The following is a 19,539-nucleotide window of genomic DNA, read 5'->3' as shown; positions in this document are numbered from 1 at the left end:
CCACCGAGACGAGGCCGACCCATGTCCATCCAGGCATCGTTGTCACGGTGGCTTGCCGCGCAGGCGCTGGTGGTGCTGAGCCTGGTGCTGGCGGCGGTCTATGGCGTCACGAGCTTGAGCTTCGGCCTCAAGCAGGCGGACGCGCTCGCGCGGCAGGCCGACATCGTGCGGCACATGGTTGCCGAAGGCGGGCCGTTTGACGCGGTCACGCTGCGCAACAAGGTGGGCGATCATTTCGCTGCCCACCAGGACGCCCGGGTGACGCTGCGCCGTGGCGACGAGTTGCTCTACGAATCGAATCCGCCGTCGCCCAGCGTCGACTGGATCACGCGGCAGGTGGTCATTGCCGATGCATTGCCCGGCGGCGTTCCGGTGCAGTTGCAGTTGAGCCTCGAAGTCGGCGCCGATCGCTTGCTGCTGCGACGCCTGGCGTGGACGCTGGTGGGTGCCGCGGTGGCCGGGACGTTGCTGGTCTCCGTGACCGGTGCGCTCCTTGTGCGAAGAGGCCTGCAGCCCCTGAAGCAGCTGGCCAGGGAAACCGCCGCCGCAGGCCCTGGGGACCCGGGCCGGCGCGTGGATGCGGCCGGCTATGCCAGCGAACTGCAGCCCTGGATCGTGCAGTTCAATGCCTTGCTGCAACGCGTCGAAGACGCCTACGCGCAACTGGAGTCGTTCAATGCGGACGTGGCGCACGAGTTGCGCACGCCGCTGTCGAACCTGATCGCGCAGGCGGAAGTGGAACTCGGGCGAACGCGCACTGTTGGCGAGATGCAGGCGGCGATGGCATCGCAGTTGGACGATGTGCGTCGGCTGTCTGCGATCGTTACCGATATGCTCTTCCTTTCCAAGGCCGACCGCGGCGTGCAGGCACGCCGCGGCGCGCCCGAGAGCCTGGCTGCGCTCGTGCAGCAGGTGGCCGACTACTACGACGCCATGTTGGAAGACAGCGGATTCGTGCTCCAGGTGCAGGGCGACACCAATGTGGCGATGGACGCCAGCCTCGTGCGCCGCGCCGTCTCGAACCTGGTGAGCAATGCCGTCGGCTATGCCACGCCGGGCACGCCGATCGTCGTCGAGATCCGCCGTGATGGCGCATACGCCTCGCTGGCGGTCCGCAACTCCGGTCCGGTGATCGGTGAACAGGCCATGTCGCGATTGTTCGAGCGCTTCTATCGCGCCGACATGTCGCGCATCGACTCGGCGCATCACCACGGGCTCGGGCTGGCCATTGTTGCGGCGATAGCGCGCATGCACGGCGGATCGACGTTTGCGAGCAGCGAGCGGGGGCAGACGCGCATCGGCCTGCGGCTGGCCGAGCCGACGAGCCCCGGGCAGGCCCCCGCCGGCAGCACGACTGGTTCGCCTGGTCCGGCTGTTTCGCCATAGCCCCTGTCGGAGAATCGGCTCGCCGTGCGCGCCCGTGCCGGGCGATGGGATCAGCGCCGGATGGACTGTTGTGAGTCGGCCATGGCGCTGGCTGCCAGAGGAAAGCCCGTGCGGGCCGCATTGTCCCAGCCGGGGTGGCGTTGCGCGGCGCTCAGCTCAGCCAGGACTTCGGCTCGGCTCCTGGCCCCCACGGCCGCGGCAGGTCGTTCACCGGTGCGCGAGGCGACGTCCCAACCGGGCTGCTGGCGCGCCAGGGCCAGCTCGGCCGACACTTGCGCGCGCGAAAGGCGCTGCCTGGCCGCGTCATGGTGATACACGATGCCCAATTCGGTCGGTGCGAAGTGCGTCGGGGCGTCGGCCTGGGCGACGGACGTGGCAGATGCTCCGATGACGAAGAGGGTGGCTACGAGGGTGTTCTTGCGGATCAATCATCTCTCCCGTTGTGTTTGCCAGTACACGATCTGGGCTGGCAGCGCCCGCGTATCGGGCACAACTCAACTTTAGGCAAGCAGCCCGGCAGTCCACCAACAGGCAGATGACATCGCTGTCATTCGAGCGTGTTCAGAACCAGAAGCGGACGCCGGCCATCACCCGAGTTTCGTTGGTGGTCTCGCCGGCCACGCGGGCGAGGTGGGCGGTATCGCCGAAGCGGCCGGCCCATTCGACGCCGACATAGGGCGCGAACTGGCGCGAGAACTCGTAGCGCAGGCGCAGGCCGGCAGTGACGCTCGACAGTCCCTTTCCGATGCCGTTTGCGGGATCGCCCTTGCCGTAGACGGCGGCTTCCAGGCGCGGCTGCAGGACCAGCCGCTGGGTCAGAAGCAACTCGTATTCGACACTGAGGCGCAGCCCGGTGCGCCCGTCGTCGCCCAGATACGCGGCCGCGTCCACCTCGAACCAGTATGGCGCCAGCCCCTCGATGCCCAGCGCCGCCCACGTGCGGCCAGGGCCTGGTCCGGTGTCGTGGCGAACGCCGAACTGGGCGTCCCAGAACGTTGCGACGGCGTGGCTCCATAGCGCCTCGGTGCGCGACTCCTCGATGCGGCCGCCCGAAGCCTCCCCTTCGGCCTTGATGACCAGGCGGTTGTAGTCGTGGCCGATGCGGGCGGTCGCCTCGTACGCGCCGCTGGTGTGCTCGTCGGTGCGCACGGCCTCGAGCCGGTCCACACGCAGCGTGCCCCAGGTCGACTCGTCATGCAGGTGCAGGCTGCGCGCCGGTCCCAGCGTGTACGGACCGCCGGAGAGCGTGTTGCCTGCCGAATAGGCGTGCGGATCGCGTGCATCCGGCGGCGCCGATCCACCCTGCATCTGCATGTCGCCATGGTCCATGGCGCCTTCGGCACCGTGCGAAGGCATCGCGGCCGATCGGCCATGTTGCTCGGCGTGGTCGATGCCGGCGGCAGCGTCCTCCGAAGGCGCTGGCGCGGATGCCGGGGCGTGATGGTGGTGCGCCGGATGGTCGACCGGCTGCGCCCCTGCGGCGCCGGGGAGAGCGGCCGCCGCCAGCAGCGCCGCGGCCAGGATCAGTACGGCGTTGCTGTTCATCGGTGTCGCATGTCGTGTGGCGGCCATCAGGCGACGACGACTTCGCGGAACATGCCGGCGTCCATGTGAAGCATCAGGTGGCAATGCCAGGCCCAGCGCCCGAGCGCGTCCGCGGTGACGAGGAAGCTGATGCGCTGCGCCGGCTGTACCGGCAGGGTATGGCGGCGCGCCAGGAAGCGGCCGTCGGGCAGCTCCAGTTCGCTCCACATGCCGTGCAGGTGCATCGGATGGGTCATCATGGTGTCGTTGTGCAGGATGACGCGCACGCGCTCACCGTGGCGCAGCGTGACGGGCGTGGACTTGCCGAACTCCAGGCCATCGAACGACCACGTGTAGCGCTCCATGTTGCCGGTCAGGTGCAGTTCGATCTCTCGCCCGGGACCGCGAGGATCCATCGGACCGCCCACGGTGTGCAGGTCGGCCAGCGTCAGCACCCGCCTGCCGTTGCCGCGCAGGCCGACGCCGGGGTCGTCCAGGCTGGTGCGCGCCATGTCCACGCGCATGTCGGTGCTGGGGCCGTATTCGGTGCGGGCATGGTGTGCCTGCGCGGCCTGGGCGTCGCCCATGTCGCCCATCATGTCGGCCATGCTCAGCCATTCGCGCCGGTCCGGGGAAGGCACTTCCGCCTGCAGGCCGCGCCGCACCGCCAGCGTTCCGCAGGCGTAGCCGGTCCGCTCCATCGACTGCGCGAAGACCGTATAGGCGTCTTCGCGGGGCTGGACGATGGCGTCGTAGGTCTCGCCCGGGCCGAAGCGGAACTCGTCCACCGGTGTCGGCTCGACGTCGACGCCGTCGGCCTGGATGATCGTGAGCTCCAGGCCCGGAATGCGCACGTCGTAGAAGGTGTTGGCCGATGCGTTCACGAAGCGCAGCCGCACCCGCTCGCCGGGACGGAAGAGCCCTGTCCAGTTGCCCGCCGGGGTGGCGCCGTTCATCAGGTAGGTGAGCGCCACCGCGGACAGGTCGCCCAGGTCGGCTGGGCTCATGCGCATCCGGTTCCACATGCGTCGCTTGTCGAGTGCCGCATTCAGTCCGGTGGCCGAAACGTCGCGAAAGAAGTCGACCGCCGTCGGCTGGTTGACGTTGTAGTAATCGCTCTGGGCCTTGAGCTTGTGAAACACCGCCATCGGGTCGTCGTCCGTCCAGTCCGACAGCAGGACGACATGGTCGCGGTCGGCGCGTACGCGATCGCCGTCGCGCGGTTCGATGATGATCGCCCCGTACATTCCGGTCTGTTCCTGCATGCCCGAGTGCGAGTGGTACCAGTAGCTGCCGCTTTGCGCGACCTTGAAGCGGTAGGTGAAGGTCGCCCCCGGCGCGATGCCGTCGAAGCTGATGCCGGGCACCCCGTCCATCTGGTAGGGCAGGATGATTCCGTGCCAGTGGATCGAGGTGGTTTCGCGCAGGCGGTTGGTGACGCGGATGGTCACTTCGTCGCCTTCGCGCCAGCGCAGCGTGGGACCGGGAATCGATCCGTTGATCGCCGTGGCCATGCGGGGAGCGCCGGTGAAATTCACCGGCAGTTCCGCGATCTCGAGATGAAAGTCGGTGCCGCGCAGTTCGAGCGGCTGCGCGGCGCTGCCGGTCTCCACGCCGCGGGCCGGCGAAGCCAGGGGCGAAAGGCCCAGCATGACGCCGCCGGCGGCCAAACCCGTAACGAATCTCCGACGCCCGGCCGCAGCGGCGGGCATGCCGCGAACGGCAGGGAGGAGCTTGGAGCGCATGCGTTCGTTCGGCGGTTCAAAGCGCGAATGCTATGAACCGCCCCGAACAACACGGCGACCGTGACATTACATTTCTGTCATCTTCGGGCGTGCGCCTTTCGGCCGCCCTGCGCCGGGGCCGCTCGCCGAGCAGCGGGCGTCACTCGCCGGAAGCCGCCGGGCGCAGGTCGTCGTCGATGTGCGGGTCCGCCGGCTGCCCGCGCAGCCTGCGCGACATGCGGCGCAGCCAGTGCTCGATGTCGTCGATGTAGGTGAACACCGCCGGCACCACCAGCAGGCTGAGAACGGTCGACGTGATCAGGCCGCCGATCACGGCCACCGCCATCGGCGAGCGGAAGCTGGAGTCGGCTGCGCCCAGTCCCAGTGCGATGGGCAGCATGCCGGCACCCATCGCCAGCGTCGTCATGATGATGGGGCGGGCGCGCTTGTGGCAGGCATCGCGCAGCGCGTCCCAGCGGCTCATGCCGTGGTCGCGCCGCGCCACAATGGCGTACTCGACCAGCAGGATGGAGTTCTTGGTCGCAATGCCCATCAGCATGATCAGGCCGATGAGCGACGGCATCGAGAACGCCTTGTGCGCGATCAGCAGGCCCACGAAGGCACCGCCCAGCGCCAGCGGCAGCGCGCACAGGATGGTCACCGGGTGCAGGAAGTCCTTGAAAAGCAGCACCAGCACGATGTAGATGCACAGCACGCCCGTCAGCATGGCCAGGCCGAAGCTGGCGAACAACTCGCCCATCATCTCGGCGTCGCCGACCTCGGCCACGCGCACGCCTGCGGGCAGGTTGCGCACCGAGGGCAGGTTGTCGACCGCCGTCTTCGCGTCGCCCAGGCCCACGCCTGACAGTTCGATCTCGAAGTTGACGTTGCGTGAGCGGTCGTAGCGGTCGATCACGGCCGGGCCGCCCGCGACGTCGAGCGACGCGACCTGATCGAGCATGACCGGACCGCGCGCGCCGGGGACGGTCAGGCGCGACAGCAGCGCAAGGTTCTGGCGCGCCGAGTCTTCCAGCTTCACCAGGATCGGCACCTGGCGTTGCGCCAGATTGAGCTTGGGCAGGTTCTGGTCGTAGTCGCCCAGCGTGGCCACGCGCAGCGTCTCGGCAATGGCTGAGCTGGTCACGCCAAGGTCGGCGGCACGGGCGAAGTCGGGCCGCACGGCGATCTCGGGCCGCACCAGGCTGGCGGTCGAGGTGATGTTGCCCAGGCCGGGGATGGTGCGCAGGTCGCTTTCCACGGCGCGCGCGGCGGTCGTCAGCGTCTTCGGATCCTCGCCGGTCAGCACGAGGATGTACTTCTCGCCGGAGCCGCCCAGCCCGACCGTCGTGCGCACCCCCGGCTGGCTTGCAAGCGCGCTGCGGATCTGCTGCTCGATCACCTGCTTCTTGGGCCGGTCGCCGCGCGCGTCGAGCTGGATGGTCAACGTGGCCTTGCGCGTCTCGGGCGTGCCGAAGCTGGCGAACGGGTCGCCGCCGGCGCTGCCGCCGCCGATGGTGGTGTAGACGCTCTTGACGTGCGCCACACCCATCACGCGGCGGCGCGTTTCCTCCGCTGCCGCGCTTGTCTGGGCGAGCGTCGCACCGGGCGCCAGAGAGACATAGACCTGGGTCTGCGAGTTGTCGTCCGGCGGTACGAACCCGGTCGGCAGCAGCGGAATCATGGCGATCGACGCGACGAAGAAGATGGTGGCCAGCACCATCGTCTTGAAGCGGTGGCGCATGCACCACTGCACCAGCCACATGTAGCGCGACAGCCAGCCGGGTTCCTTTTCCGTGCCGACGATCGGCTTGAGCAGGTAGGCCGCCATCATGGGCGTGAGCATCCGCGCCACCACCAGCGAGGCGAACACCGCCAGCGACGCAGTCCAGCCGAACTGCTTGAAGAACTTGCCGGCCACTCCGCTCATGAAGGCGGTGGGCAGGAACACGGCGATCAGGGTGAAGGTGGTGGCGATCACCGCCAGACCGATCTCGTCGGCCGCCTCCATTGCCGCCTGGTAGGGCGTCTTGCCCATGCGCAGGTGGCGCACGATGTTCTCGACCTCCACGATGGCGTCGTCCACCAGGATGCCGATCACGAGCGACAAGGCCAGCAGCGTCACCACGTTGATCGAGAAGCCCAGGTAGTGCATGCCGATGAAGGCGGGAATGGCCGACATCGGCAGGGCCACGGCAGACACGAAAGTGGCCCGCCAATCGCGCAGGAACAGCCACACCACCAGCACCGCGAGCAGCGCGCCTTCGTACAGGAGGTGCAGCGAGCCTTCGTACTCCTCCTGCGCCGGATCGACGAAGTTGAACGCCTCGGTCAGTTCGATGTCGGGCCGCTCGGCCTTGAGCTGCGCCAGGCGCGCGCGCACCGCGGCGCCCACTTCCACCTCGCTCTCGCCGCGCGCACGGGCCACTTCGAAGCCGACCACGGGCTTGCCGTCGAGCAGGGCGGCCGAGCGTTGCTCGGCGATGGTGTCGGAGATGCGTGCCACCTGATCCAGCCGGATGCGGCGCCCGTCCCGCAGCGGAATCTGGATGTCGGCGAGTTGGTCGGCCGATTCCACCGTCGCCATGGTGCGCACGGGTTGCTCGCTGCCGCCGAGGTCGGTGCGGCCGCCGGCGCTTTCCAGCTGCATCTGGCGCAGTTGCTGCGAGATCTCCGCAGCGGTGGCGCCCAGCGCCTGCAGGCGCAGCGGGTCCAGGTCGATGTGCACCTGGCGGGTGACGCCGCCGACGCGGTTGACCGCGCCCACGCCGGGCAGCGCCAGCAGCATGCGCTGGATGTCGTTGTCCACATACCAGGACAGCGCTTCGTCGTCCATGCGACGGGAGGCGATGGTGTAGGCGAGCACCGGCTGGGCCGCCAGGTCGAGCTTGTTGACCACCGGATCGCGCAGGTCGGTGGGCAGGTCGGAGCGCACGCGCTGCACGGCCGAACGCGTCTCGTCTAGCGCCTCCTGCAGCGGCTTCTCGAGGCGGAATTCGACGATCAGCGTGGCCGCGCCGTCCTGCACCTTGGTGGTGATGTGCTTGAGACCCTGGATGGTGGCGATCGAGTTCTCGAGCTTGCGCGCCACATCGTTCTCGAGCTGCGAAGGCGAGGCGCCCGGCAGGGCGGCACTGACCGTGATGGTGGGCAGGTCGATGTCCGGGAAGTTCTGTACCTTCATGGCCTTGAAGGAGAACAGGCCGGCGATGGTGAGCAGCACGAACACCATCACTGCCGGAATCGGGTTGCGTATGGACCAGGCCGAGACGTTCATGGCGGATGTCTTGATTGGGGCGCGGGGACGCGCTCAGTTGCTCTTGGCGGCCGGTGCGGCGGCGGGCTTCGCCGGCGCCTGTGGAGCGGCAGGTGGCGTGCTCCCCGCGGCGGCGGCCGGCGCGGAGGCCGTCGGCTCGACCACGCGCACCAGGTCGCCGTCGTTCAGGAAGCCGGCGCCTTGCACCACCACTTGCGCGCCGGCCGGCAGCGGCGTGGTCACCTCGACGCGGTCGCCCACGCGCCGCCCGGTCTCGACCTTGAGCAGGCGCACGCGCTGGTCGGGCTGCAGCACCAGCACATTGTTGAACCCGTCGCGCGGCACGATGGATTGCTGTGGGACCGTTACAGCGCGGCTACGTCCAAGCTCGAACACGCCGCTGGCGAACATGCCGGCCTTGAGCGACGCCGGCGCCGCGTCGGCCTGCAACAGCCCGGGCAGGTCGACGTACACCAGCGCGTTGCGTGTCTGCGGATCGACCGTCGGCGCCACGCTGCGCACGGTGCCGCGCGCCTGCGCGCCGCTGGCGCCGGTCACCACCGCCGGCGTGCCCACGTTCAGGCGCCCGAGCTCGCTTGCCGTGACCTCGGCGCGCCACTCCAGCCGGCCCTGGCGGATCAGGCGGAACAGCTCGGTGCCGGCCTGGACGACGCTGCCCACGGTGGCAGTGCGCGCGGAAATGACGCCATCGTCGGGCGCCAGCACGCGGGTATTGCCCACGCGCACTTGCTGCGCGACCAGCGCCGCCTTGGCCGCCTCGACGCGGGCCTTGGCCGTCTGCTCCGACGTCAGGTACTGGTTGATCTGCTGCTGGCTCAGCGCGCCCGTGGCATCCAGGGTGCGCGCGCGCTTGGCCGTGGCGGCCGCATCGGCGGCAGTGGCTTGCGCCTCCACCAGCGAGGCCTTGGCCTGGGCCAGGTCGGCATTGACGGATTCGGGCGCGAAGGTGGCCAGCACCTGGCCCTTGCGCACGCGGTCGCCCACGTTCACCCGCACTTCGGACAGCCGCAGGCCGCTGGATTCGGAGCCGATGCTGGCTTCCTGCCACGCGGCGATGTTGCCGTTGGCCGGCAGGGTGATGGTCAGCTCGGCGTCCTCGGGCGGGGCGACCGATACGGTGAGCGCGGGGCGCTGTTGCGAGGCGGCCTTCTGGCCGTCGGCCTTGCCAGGGGCGCCGTCGCCGGGTGCTTGCGGCTTGCGCAGCAGGAAGAGGGCCACGGCCGCGGCCAGAACGGCCAGGACGATGACGAGGACGACAGGTCTGATGTGAAAGCGGCGGGTGGTGCTCATGGTCGGGCAGGGGCGGTGGGCACGTTGGGCGAAGGAGCGGTCGCAGGCTGGGCCGGTGCGACGGCGGGTGTGGCGGAGGACACGGTGGTGGGCTGGACTTCGCTGCCCGGCCGCTGCCAGCCGCCGCCCATCGCGCGGTAGAGGGTCACGAACGCTTCGGCGCGGTCGCGTTGCAGGCCCACCAGGGTGGTTTGCGCCACGAACAGCTGGCGGCGTGCGTCTTCCAGCTCGAACAGGCTGGCCAGCCCGCTGTCGAATCGGGCCTGCGTGGCGGCAAACGAACGCTGGGAGTAGCGCACCGCATCGTCCGCGTCGGCATAGCGGTCGTGGCTGCTCTGCAGCGAGAGCAGGGCGGACTCGACCTCGCGCACCGCCTGCCGCACCGTCGATCGGTATTGCGCCACCGACTCGTCATAGCGTGCGCGCGCGGCCTCGACATTGGCCGCCCGGGTACCGGCGTCGAAGATGGGGATGTCCAGCGCGAGCGGCCCGATCGTCCAGGTGTCCAGCGTCTGCTGGAAGCCGCTCATGCGGAACTGCATGACGCCGATGTTGCCCTGCAGCGTCAGCCGCGGGAAGCGCTTGGCCAGCGCTGCGCCGGCAGAGGCGCTGGCCGAGGCGACGGCGCGCTCGGCGGCAAAGACGTCGGGTCGCTGCGCCAGCACCTGCGCGGGCACCGGCCCTACCGCCACCGCCTCGAGCGGCGGCGGCGTCAGTGCCGCGGCGTCGAGCCGGGCATCGAGCGCTGCCGCATCCATCCCCGTGAGCGCCACCAGTGCCTTGCGGTACAGCGCGCACTGGGTGCGCTGCTGCACAAGGCGGGCGTTGCCGTCTGCGGCCGTGGCGCGGGCGCGCGCGGCATCCGCCGGAGCCTGGAAGCCGGCCTTGGCGGCCAGGTCGGTCAGCCGCGCGGTTTCATTTCGCGAGCGCGTGTCGGAAATCTGGACCTGCAGCTGTCCCTGGCACGCGCGCTCGTCGAAATAGTTGTTGGCAGTCTCGGCAGCGACCGACACGCGCGCCGCGTGCCAGCGCGCCTGCGCGCCCTCGAGGCTGGCCTGCGCCGCGTCCCGGCTGGCGGCGAGGCCGCCGAACAGGTCGATCTCCCAGCTCGACGCCAGCGACCCCTGCAACGTGGTGATCGGCATGACCGGCTGGTTGGGTGCGGCCGCGGACAAGGTGTTGCCGCGCTGGGCCTGGAGGTTGCCGTTGAGGTTCGGGATCATCGCGGCGCCGGCGGCCACGCGGTCGGCGGAGGCCTCGGAGATGCGCGCGGCGGCGCTTGCGATGTCCGGGCTCTCGGCCTGGGCGGCACTGATCAGGTCGACCAGCAGCGGGTCGTCGAGCCGCTTCCACCATTCGGCCATCAGTGTCACGGCTCCGTCGTGCGGCAGCGGCACATGCCATTGCGCGGGCGTCGGATCGGGGGCCTTGTCCGGTGGCCGGGAGACGCAGCCTGCCAGCAGCAGCAGGGCGCCAAGGCAAGGCGTTAGGAGGCTTCCATTCCTCATGGTGTCGATGGGTCGGGCTCGTGGCGAAGGGGTTGCGGCGACGGCCTGCGCCGATCGGCGGCGGCCGGCGTGGGCATTGCGCGCTTGCCGGTGCCAGCGGCGCACGCGAAAGAGCAGGCGAGCATAGCAAGTCGCCTCCGGCACTTAGCGCCATTCCTTGACATGGCGTCGCAGATACAGCCGCGTCCTACACCGCCGGATGCCGATTCGTCGCGCGGGCGCGTCAGCGCTGCAATTTGTGCTGGCCTGAAAGCGGTTGCCCAAGCCTGCGCGGAGCGGTTGGCATGCCAATTGCACAAAGGTTGCACCTTTATCCCGCTTAGGGTTGCACCTTATGCGCCGAAACTGATGCCATGGCTATAGTCGCCGCCGGCTTCAGCAAACGGGAGGAAACCACAAATGAGCTTGACGACGCTGGGAATCAAGGTGGACGAGGAGTTTCGGGCGCGCCTTCGCAGCGCCGCGGACGCGCTGGGACGAACCCCGCACTGGTTCATCAAGCAAGCGGTGGTGGGCGCCATCGAGCGGGTCGAAGGCGGCATGGTGCCCGGCCGCATCCTCGGCGCGGGCGAGCTCGGAACGGCCTTGGACGGCATGGCGCACCTCGAAGGTGCCACCCAGATCTTCGAGGCGTCCGCTCAGGTGCAACCTTTCCTGGAGTTTGCGCAGTCGATCGCTCCGCAGTCGGTTCGGCGCGCGGCGATCACCGCTGCCTACCGGCGGCCGGAGACCGAATGCCTGCCGGCGCTGCTGGCGCAGGCGCGGCTGACGCCGGTGCAGGCCAAGGGGGCTGCCGAGCTGGCGCGCAAGCTGGTCGGCGCGCTGCGCGACAAGCGCGCCAGCGGGGGTGTCGAAGGATTGCTGCAGGAATTCTCCCTGTCCAGCCACGAGGGTGTCGCCCTGATGTGCCTGGCCGAGGCGCTGCTGCGCATTCCCGATCGCGCCACGCGCGACGCGCTGATTCGCGACAAGATCAGCCAGGGCGACTGGCAGTCGCACGTGGGCCATTCGCGGTCCATGTTCGTCAACGCCGCGACCTGGGGCCTGCTGCTGACCGGCCGGCTGGTGGGCACCAGCAGCGAGAAGTCCCTCGGGACCGCCCTGTCGCGGCTCATCGGCAAGGGCGGCGAGCCGCTGATCCGCAAGGGCGTGGACATGGCCATGCGGCTCATGGGCGAACAGTTCGTCACCGGAGAGAGCATCTCGGACGCGCTGGCCAACAGCCGCAAGTTCGAGGCGAAGGGCTTCCGCTACTCCTACGACATGCTGGGCGAGGCGGCCACCACGGCCGAAGATGCCCGGCATTACTACTCGCTGTACGAGCAGGCGATCCATGCCATCGGCCGCGCCAGCGCGGGCCGCGGCATCTATGAAGGGCCCGGCATCTCCATCAAGCTGTCGGCGCTGCATCCACGCTATGCGCGGGCGCAGCAGGAACGTGTCATGGCGGAGCTGCTGCCGCGCGTGCGCGAACTGGCGCTGCTGGCGCGCCGCTATGACATCGGCCTGAACATCGACGCCGAGGAGGCCGACCGGCTCGAGTTGTCGCTTGGCCTGCTGGAGGCGCTGTGCTTCGACGCCGAGCTGCAGGGCTGGAACGGCATCGGCTTCGTCGTGCAGGCCTACCAGAAGCGCTGCCCTTTCGTGATCGACCACCTGATCGAGCTGGCCGAGCGCAGCGGCCGCCGCCTGATGGTGCGCCTGGTCAAGGGCGCCTACTGGGACAGCGAGATCAAGCGTGCCCAGGTGGACGGGCTGGAGGACTACCCCGTCTTCACCCGCAAGGTGCACACCGATGTGTCGTACCTCGCCTGCGCGCGTCGGCTCTTGGCCGCGCCGCAGCAGGTCTACCCGCAGTTCGCCACCCACAACGCGTATTCGCTGGCAGCGATCCACCAGATGGCGGGCAACAACTACTACCCCGGGCAGTACGAGTTCCAATGCCTGCACGGCATGGGCGAGCCGCTGTACGAGGAAGTCGTCGGGCCGGTGGCCGAGGGGAAGCTGGCACGGCCATGCCGCGTCTACGCGCCGGTGGGCACGCACGAGACCCTGCTGGCCTACCTGGTCCGGCGGCTGCTGGAGAACGGTGCCAACACCTCGTTCGTCAACCAGATCGCCGACCCGAAGGTGCCCATCGATGCATTGATCGCCGATCCGGTGGCGCTGGCCGAGCGCATCGAGCCGCTGGGTGCGCCACACGAACGCATCGCGCTTCCGGTCGACCTCTACCGCGACGCCGAAGGCCGCGGCCGCGGCAATTCGCAGGGGCTGGACCTGACCAACGAGCAGCGCCTGGCGTCGCTGGCCGCCGCCCTGCTCGCGGGCACCAGCCAGCCGTGGCGTGCGGCGCCCACCGGCGTGGCCTGGGACGAGGCCCGCGCGCAGCCGGTGCGCAATCCCGCCGACCGCCGCGACCTCGTCGGCCACGTGATCGAGGCGAGTGCCGAGGAGGTCGCGCTTGCGCTGGCCGCCGCCGCGGCCGAGGCGCCGATCTGGCAATCGACCCCGGTGCAGCAGCGGGCGCAATGCCTCGAGCGCGCCGCGCATGCGCTGGAGTCGCAGATGCAGCCGTTGCTCGGCCTGATCGTGCGCGAAGCCGGCAAGACGCTGAGCAACGCCATCGCCGAGGTGCGCGAGGCGGTGGACTTCCTGCGCTACTACGCGGCGCAGGCGCGCGACGAACTCGCCGACGCCGCCAGCCGTCCGCTCGGCCCGGTGACCTGCATCAGTCCCTGGAACTTCCCCCTGGCCATCTTCACCGGCCAGGTGGCTGCGGCGCTGGCTGCCGGCAACGTGGTGCTGGCCAAGCCCGCCGAGCAGACGCCGCTGATTGCCGCCCGCATGGTCGAACTGCTGCACGAGTCGGGCGTGCCCCCCGGCGCCGTGCAATTGCTGCCCGGGCAGGGCGAGACGGTGGGGGCGCCGCTGGTGGCCGATGCGCGGGTTCGCGGCGTCATGTTCACCGGTTCGACCGAGGTGGCACGCCTGATCGCCCGCACGCTCGCGACGCGGCTGGACGAAGCCGGCCACACCATCCCGCTGATTGCCGAGACCGGGGGGCAGAACGCCATGGTGGTGGATTCGTCCGCGCTGGCCGAGCAGGTGGTGCTCGACGTGCTGCAGTCCGCCTTCGATTCGGCCGGCCAGCGCTGCTCCGCGCTGCGCCTGCTTTGCGTGCAGGAAGAGGTGGCCGACCGCATGCTGGCCATGCTGCGCGGCGCGCTGCGCGAACTGGCGGTGGGCAACCCCGATCGCCTGTCCGTCGACGTCGGCCCGGTGATCGACGAACCGGCCCGCGATGTCATCGAACAGCACGTGGCGGTCATGCAGGCGGCCGGCTGCAAGGTCGAGCGCCTGCCGCTGCCGGCCGCCTGCGTCCAGGGCAGCTTCGTGGCGCCGACGCTGATCGAGATCGACAACCCCGGCCAACTCGAACGCGAGGTCTTCGGGCCGGTGCTGCACGTGCTGCGCTACGCGCGCGGCGGCCTGCCGGCACTGATCGATGCCATCAACGACACCGGCTACGGGCTGACGTTCGGCCTGCACACGCGCATCGACGAGACGATCGCGCAGGTCGTCTCGCGCGTGCATGCGGGCAATGTCTACATCAACCGCAACGTCGTCGGCGCAGTCGTCGGCGTGCAGCCGTTCGGCGGCGAAGGATTGTCCGGAACCGGCCCGAAGGCGGGCGGCCCGCTGTATCTGCACCGCCTGCTGGCGCAGGGGCCGGAAGTGGCCCTGCAGACGAACGAATCGATCACGCTGCCGGGCCCGACCGGCGAGCGCAACGCCTACAGCGTGGTGCCGCGCGGCACGGTGCTGTGCATGGCCGCCAGCCGGAGCGGCGCACAGGCGCAGTGGGAGGCGCTGCGGCCGCTGGGCAACCGCGCGCTCTGGGTGGAGGCGCCGGCCGCGCGCGAATTCGTCGCGGCGCTGCCCGAGGCCGAGCGCGCCGCCTGCGGTTTCGTGGACGAGGGCGCGCTCGAGGAGGCGCGGTTCGACGCCGTCCTGTTCGAAGGCGACCCCGACGCCCTGCGCGCCCTGCATCAGCGCGTGGCCGCGCGCAACGGCCCGATCGTGCCGGTGCAGGGGCTTGCCGGGGGCGACATCGAGAGCGGCCGCGGGCGCTACCTGCGCGAGCGGTTGGTGGCCGAGCGCAGCGTCAGCACCAACACCGCGGCCGCTGGCGGAAATGCCTCGCTCATGAGCATCGGCTGAATTGCCAGGGTGCCCGGGCCGGCCGCCTGCGCCGCCGGCCCGACCTGCGCGATTCTTAGAATGGGCGCCCATGTCAGAGACTCCCGCGCTTCCGCTCGACGCCGACGGCATCCTGTCGCTGGCGGCGCGCTCGATGTTCCAGCTCTTCTCCAGCATGAGCCAGGGCATGTTCCTGGTCGACCGCGAGGGGCGCATCGTCTGGATGAACGAGGGCTACAAGCGATTCCTGCCGGCGCTTGACATCGCCTCGCCCGAGGACTTCGTCGGCCACAGGGTCGAAGAGGTGATTCCCAACACCCTCATGCGCCAGGTGCTCGACAGCGGCGAGCCGGTGCTGATCGACCTGCTGACCAACAAGGCCGGCACCTTCGTCGTCAGCCGCATTCCGCTGCACGAGGAAGGCGCGCGCGAACGCGGCGCACGCCCGGCGGTGATCGGCGCCATCGGCATCGTGCTGTTCGACCAGCCGCAGACCACGCTGGCCCCGCTGATCGACAAGTTTGCGCGCCTGCAGCGCGACCTGGAGGACGCCCGGCGCGAACTGGCCAGCCAGCGCGCCAACCCGCTGCTGCGCCACGCCGCCGACGGCCAGCGCCGGTCCAAGTACACCTTTGCGAGCTTCGTGGGCAGCAGCCCGGCGGCGGTGGAAGTCAAGCGCCATGCGCGGCGCGCAGCGCAGACGGCCAGCCCCGTCCTGCTGCTGGGCGAGACGGGCACGGGCAAGGAGCTGCTCGCGCATGCGATTCACGCCGCTTCGGCGCGCGCCCAGGGGTCGTTCGTCAGCGTCAACATCGCGGCGGTGCCGGACACGCTGCTGGAGGCCGAGTTCTTCGGTGTCGCGCCGGGCGCCTACACCGGCGCCGATCGCAAGGGCCGCACCGGCAAATTCAAGCTGGCGGACGGCGGCACCCTGTTCCTGGACGAAATCGGCGACATGCCCCCGGGCTTGCAGGCGAAGCTGCTGCGCGCCCTGCAGGAGGGCGAGATCGAGCCGCTCGGCTCGAACAAGCTGGTGCCGTTCGACGCGCGCGTGATCGCCGCCACGTCGCGCGACCTGGCGGCGCTGGTGCGCGAAGGGCGCTTTCGAGAAGACCTCTACTACCGCCTCAACGTGCTGCCCCTGAAGGTGCCGCCGCTTCGGGAGCGGCGTGCCGACATTCCGGCGCTGGTAGAGGTGCTGGGCGAGGACATGGCGTTGCGCAGCGGCGAGGCGCCGCCCGAGCTGATGCCCGACGCACTGGCGCTGCTGGCGGCGCAGCGCTGGCGCGGCAACATCCGGGAGTTGCGCAACGTGCTCGAGCAGATGGCCATGCGCAGCGATTCGCAGCGCATCGATGCGGCGCAGCTCGAACGCATCATGCGCGAGTGCGGCGTGGAGCGAATCGAGGCGGCGCTGCCGCCCGCGGACGCGGCCGCCAGCGCGCAAGAGGCGCAGGCGCTCCTGCTGCGTCCGCTCGAAGACCAGATCGCCGAACTGGAGCGGCGCGCCATCGGCGCCGCCATGGCGGCGACCGGCGGCAACAAGCTCGCGACGTCGCGCCTGCTGCGCATCTCGCGGGCCACGCTCTATCAGCGTCTGGAAAACCCTGTCTGAAATTCAGTCGGGTGTCTGAATCATTGGCAATCAAACTGTTTGAAGTTTGTCTCTTGAATGGGCTGGTCGAGGGAGATCGCTAGGGAATGCGTGCTCCGCCGCCTTGGCACGGACTGTGCAATATTTGGTCACCGTTTCGTCATCGCATTTCAGGAGACAAAGCAAATGCAACGTCGTTCACTCGTCATCGCCGCCACCATGGCCGGCGCCATCGCCGCTTCAGTCCTGGCGCTCCCGGCCCAGGCCGAGCCGGGCGAGATCCGAATTGCCCACGTCTACAGCAAGACCGGCCCTCTCGAGGCCTACGGCAAGCAGACCCAGACCGGCCTGATGATGGGGCTGCAATACGCCACCGGTGGCACGATGACAGTGGCGGGCAAGAAGATCGTGGTGATCGAGAAAGACGACCAGGGCAAGCCTGACCTGGGCAAGTCTTTGCTGGCGGCCGCCTATTCAGACGACAAGGCAGACCTGGCCGTAGGCCCCACCTCGTCCGGCGTGGCGCTGGCGCTGCTGCCGGTGGCCGAGGAGTACAAGAAGATCCTGCTGGTCGAACCTGCGGTGGCCGACTCGATCACTGGCGACAAGTGGAACAAGTACATCTTCCGCACGGGCCGCAACTCCAGCCAGGACGCCATCAGCAATGCGGTGGCGGTCGACAAGGAGGGCACCTCCATCGTCATGCTGGCACAGGACTACGCCTTCGGTCGCGATGGCGTGAAGGCCTTCAAGGATGCGCTCAAGAAGGCGAAGATCGTCCACGAGGAATACCTGCCGCCGGCCACCACCGACTTCACCGCCGGCATTGCCCGCATGGTGGATGCCCTGAAGGACAAGCCCGGCCGCAAGATCATTGCCGTGGTGTGGGCCGGTGCCACCACGCCCTTCAATGCGCTGGCCGATGCCGACCTGAAGACGCGCTACGGCATCGAGGTCGGCTCGGGCGGCAACATCCTGCCGGCCATGGCCGCGTACAAGCGCTTCCCCGGCATGGAAGGGGCCACCTACTATTACTTCGGCATTCCGAAGAATCCGGTCAACGAGGCGATGGTCGCGGCGCACTACAAGGAATTCAAGGCGCCGCCCGATTTCTTCACCGCCGGCGGGTTCACCGCGGCCATGGCCATCGTGACCGCACTCAAGAAGACCGAGGGCGACGCGAAGGCCAGCAAGCTGATCTCGACCATGGAGGGCATGAGTTTCGATTCGCCCAAGGGCAAGATGACCTTCCGCAAGGAAGACCACCAGGCCATGCAGAGCATGTACCACTTCAAGATCAAGGTCGACCCGGCATTCGCCTGGGGCGTGCCCGAGCTGGTGCATGAGATCAAGCCCGAGGAAATGCAGATTCCGGTGCGCAACACGCGCTGACGCGCGACGCCGGTCTCTCGCGCACTTCATTCCCCGCAGCCGTTCGGGGGTGCGGGACGTTCATGCTTGAAACCAAAGATCTGACGATCCGCTTCGGCGGACACGTGGCGGTCAATGCCGTGTCCTGCGCTTTCGCGCCGGGCACGCTGACGGCCATCGTGGGGCCCAACGGGGCCGGCAAGACGACCTACTTCAACCTGATCTCGGGGCAGCTCAAGGCGAGCGCCGGATCGGTGTCGCTGGACGGCCGGGCGCTGTCGGCGCTGCCGCCTTCGGCGCGCACGCGCGCCGGCTTGGGGCGCGCATTCCAGCTGACCAACCTGTTTCCGCACTTGACGGTGCTGGAGAACGTGCGGCTGGCCGTGCAGGCCACGCGCGAAGGTGCACACCGGCGCGGGCTCAACCTGTGGAGCATCTGGAGCGATCACCAGGGCCTGCGCACGCGCGCGGACCAGATCCTCGCCCAGGTGTCGCTGCAGGCGCGCCAGCACGACACGGTCGCCAGCCTGCCGCACGGCGACCAGCGCAAGCTGGAGGTGGCGCTGCTGATCGCGCTGGAACCCAAGGTGTTCATGTTCGACGAGCCGACGGCGGGAATGAACGCGGCCGAGGCACCGGTCATCCTGGACCTGATCCGCCAGCTCAAGCAGGACCGCAGCAAGACCATCCTGCTGGTGGAGCACAAGATGGACGTGGTCAGGGAACTGGCCGACCGCATCATCGTGCTGCACAACGGCACCCTGGTGGCCGACGGCGAACCGGCCGCGGTGATCGCCTCGCCGATCGTCCAGGAGGCTTACCTCGGCGTGAGCGCGCAGGACGCCTCGGCGCATGACGGGTCGCACCTCGACGCCGGGCCTGGCCGCCGCCGCGAAACGGGAGAGGACGCATGAGCAAGGCCTTGCTTGAACTGGACGGCGTGCACACGCACATCGGGGCCTATCACATCCTCCACGGGGTCGACCTGGCGGTGCCGCGCGGGCAGCTGACGATGCTGCTGGGGCGCAACGGAGCCGGCAAGACCACCACGCTGCGCACGATCATGGGGTTGTGGCGCGCTTCGCAGGGGGCCGTTCGCTTCGGCGGTCGCGACATCGCCGCGCTGCGCACGCCGCAGATCGCCGAGCTCGGCATTGCCTACGTGCCGGAGAACATGGGCATCTTCTCCGACCTCACGGTCAGGGAGAACATGCTGCTGGCCGCGCGCGGCGCACGCCATGCGCGGGACATGGACGAGCAGCGGCTGCAATGGATATTCCAGCTCTTTCCGGCGGTGCAGAAGTTCTGGAACCACCCGGCCGGCAAGCTCTCGGGCGGGCAGAAGCAGATGCTGGCGGTCTCGCGCGCGATCGTCGAGCCGCGCGAGCTGCTCATCATCGACGAGCCCAGCAAGGGCCTGGCGCCGGCCATCATCAACAACATGATCGACGCGTTCGGCGAACTCAAGGCCAGGGGCGTGACCATCCTGCTGGTGGAACAGAACCTCAGTTTCGCGCAGCGCCTGGGCGACACCGTGGCGGTGATGGACAACGGCCGCGTGGCGCACGCCGGCCGCATGGCCGAATTCTCCGAAGACACGCAGTTGCAGCAGCGACTGCTGGGGCTGGCGCTGTGAACGCGCCCGCCACTTCCAGCGCGGGCGCCGCG

Annotated in this window: 12 protein-coding genes; 6 read left to right on the top strand and 6 right to left on the bottom strand. The window is 69.2% G+C overall.

Translation table 11 applies throughout. From position 1 onward, the window contains the following. Window positions 1-21: 21 nt before the first annotated feature. Entirely contained in the window at window positions 22-1,386 is a 1,365-nt protein-coding gene (locus VES41_RS24145) for a heavy metal sensor histidine kinase (protein ID WP_324822488.1), read from the top strand. 50 nt (window positions 1,387-1,436) lie between these two features. Here VES41_RS24145 and VES41_RS24140 read toward each other — a convergent pair whose 3' ends face one another. From VES41_RS24140 to VES41_RS24115, 6 genes are all read right to left on the bottom strand, one after another. Beyond that, a complete protein-coding gene (locus tag VES41_RS24140; RefSeq protein ID WP_324822483.1) occupies window positions 1,437-1,814 on the bottom strand; it encodes a DUF4148 domain-containing protein in 378 nt (125 codons plus the stop codon). Window positions 1,815-1,947: 133 nt separating this feature from the next. Beyond that, entirely contained in the window at window positions 1,948-2,931 is a 984-nt protein-coding gene (locus VES41_RS24135; RefSeq protein ID WP_324822479.1) for a copper resistance protein B, read from the bottom strand. Window positions 2,932-2,957: 26 nt separating this feature from the next. Further along, window positions 2,958-4,655: a copper resistance system multicopper oxidase gene (locus VES41_RS24130; RefSeq protein WP_324822477.1), complete on the bottom strand. Its 1,698-nt coding sequence runs from the start codon at window positions 4,653-4,655 to the stop codon at window positions 2,958-2,960. A gap of 139 nt (window positions 4,656-4,794) precedes the next feature. Beyond that, window positions 4,795-7,908: an efflux RND transporter permease subunit gene (locus tag VES41_RS24125; protein WP_324822474.1), complete on the bottom strand. Its 3,114-nt coding sequence runs from the start codon at window positions 7,906-7,908 to the stop codon at window positions 4,795-4,797. A gap of 33 nt (window positions 7,909-7,941) precedes the next feature. Next, window positions 7,942-9,198, bottom strand: coding sequence for an efflux RND transporter periplasmic adaptor subunit (locus VES41_RS24120; protein ID WP_324822470.1), 1,257 nt, complete (start codon window positions 9,196-9,198; stop codon window positions 7,942-7,944). Next, entirely contained in the window at window positions 9,195-10,706 is a 1,512-nt protein-coding gene (locus VES41_RS24115) for an efflux transporter outer membrane subunit (protein WP_324822468.1), read from the bottom strand. The genes VES41_RS24120 and VES41_RS24115 overlap by 4 nt, the downstream gene beginning before the upstream one ends. 399 nt (window positions 10,707-11,105) lie before the next feature. Between VES41_RS24115 and putA the strand changes: the two genes are divergently transcribed. From putA to VES41_RS24090, 5 genes are all read left to right on the top strand, one after another. Further along, on the top strand, window positions 11,106-14,927 hold the full coding sequence (gene putA, locus VES41_RS24110) for a trifunctional transcriptional regulator/proline dehydrogenase/L-glutamate gamma-semialdehyde dehydrogenase (protein WP_324822465.1): 3,822 nt from the start codon (window positions 11,106-11,108) through the stop codon (window positions 14,925-14,927). A 70-nt stretch (window positions 14,928-14,997) separates the two neighbouring features. Continuing rightward, window positions 14,998-16,521: a sigma-54 interaction domain-containing protein gene (locus tag VES41_RS24105; RefSeq protein ID WP_324822462.1), complete on the top strand. Its 1,524-nt coding sequence runs from the start codon at window positions 14,998-15,000 to the stop codon at window positions 16,519-16,521. 165 nt (window positions 16,522-16,686) lie between these two features. Continuing rightward, window positions 16,687-17,892 carry a substrate-binding domain-containing protein gene (locus VES41_RS24100; RefSeq protein ID WP_324822459.1) on the top strand — a complete coding sequence of 402 codons (1,206 nt, stop codon included), beginning with the start codon at window positions 16,687-16,689 and terminating at the stop codon, window positions 17,890-17,892. 62 nt (window positions 17,893-17,954) lie between these two features. After that, complete coding sequence (locus VES41_RS24095; RefSeq protein ID WP_324822456.1) at window positions 17,955-18,785, top strand: ABC transporter ATP-binding protein; 831 nt, start codon at window positions 17,955-17,957, stop codon at window positions 18,783-18,785. Continuing rightward, complete coding sequence (locus VES41_RS24090) at window positions 18,782-19,507, top strand: ABC transporter ATP-binding protein (protein WP_324822453.1); 726 nt, start codon at window positions 18,782-18,784, stop codon at window positions 19,505-19,507. The genes VES41_RS24095 and VES41_RS24090 overlap by 4 nt, the downstream gene beginning before the upstream one ends. Window positions 19,508-19,539 lie beyond the last annotated feature (32 nt).

Source organism: Variovorax sp. (assembly GCF_035634955.1).
GTDB lineage: Bacteria > Pseudomonadota > Gammaproteobacteria > Burkholderiales > Burkholderiaceae_C > Variovorax.
The sequence above is the reverse complement of the archived record's forward strand: the minus strand, read 5'-3'. Positions and strand labels throughout refer to the sequence as shown.

Bases quoted from the DNA above. Each gene is read 5' to 3' on its own strand.
- VES41_RS24090 (WP_324822453.1), top strand. From the start codon at position 18,782: ATGAGCAAGGCCTTGCTTGAACTGGACGGCGTGCACACGCACATCGGG.
- VES41_RS24095 (WP_324822456.1), top strand. From the start codon at position 17,955: ATGCTTGAAACCAAAGATCTGACGATCCGCTTCGGCGGACACGTGGCG.
- VES41_RS24125 (WP_324822474.1), bottom strand. From the start codon at position 7,908: ATGAACGTCTCGGCCTGGTCCATACGCAACCCGATTCCGGCAGTGATG.
- VES41_RS24135 (WP_324822479.1), bottom strand. From the start codon at position 2,931: ATGAACAGCAACGCCGTACTGATCCTGGCCGCGGCGCTGCTGGCGGCG.
- VES41_RS24130 (WP_324822477.1), bottom strand. From the start codon at position 4,655: ATGCGCTCCAAGCTCCTCCCTGCCGTTCGCGGCATGCCCGCCGCTGCG.
- putA (WP_324822465.1), top strand. From the start codon at position 11,106: ATGAGCTTGACGACGCTGGGAATCAAGGTGGACGAGGAGTTTCGGGCG.
- VES41_RS24100 (WP_324822459.1), top strand. From the start codon at position 16,687: ATGCAACGTCGTTCACTCGTCATCGCCGCCACCATGGCCGGCGCCATC.
- VES41_RS24105 (WP_324822462.1), top strand. From the start codon at position 14,998: ATGTCAGAGACTCCCGCGCTTCCGCTCGACGCCGACGGCATCCTGTCG.
- VES41_RS24115 (WP_324822468.1), bottom strand. From the start codon at position 10,706: ATGAGGAATGGAAGCCTCCTAACGCCTTGCCTTGGCGCCCTGCTGCTG.
- VES41_RS24120 (WP_324822470.1), bottom strand. From the start codon at position 9,198: ATGAGCACCACCCGCCGCTTTCACATCAGACCTGTCGTCCTCGTCATC.
- VES41_RS24145 (WP_324822488.1), top strand. From the start codon at position 22: ATGTCCATCCAGGCATCGTTGTCACGGTGGCTTGCCGCGCAGGCGCTG.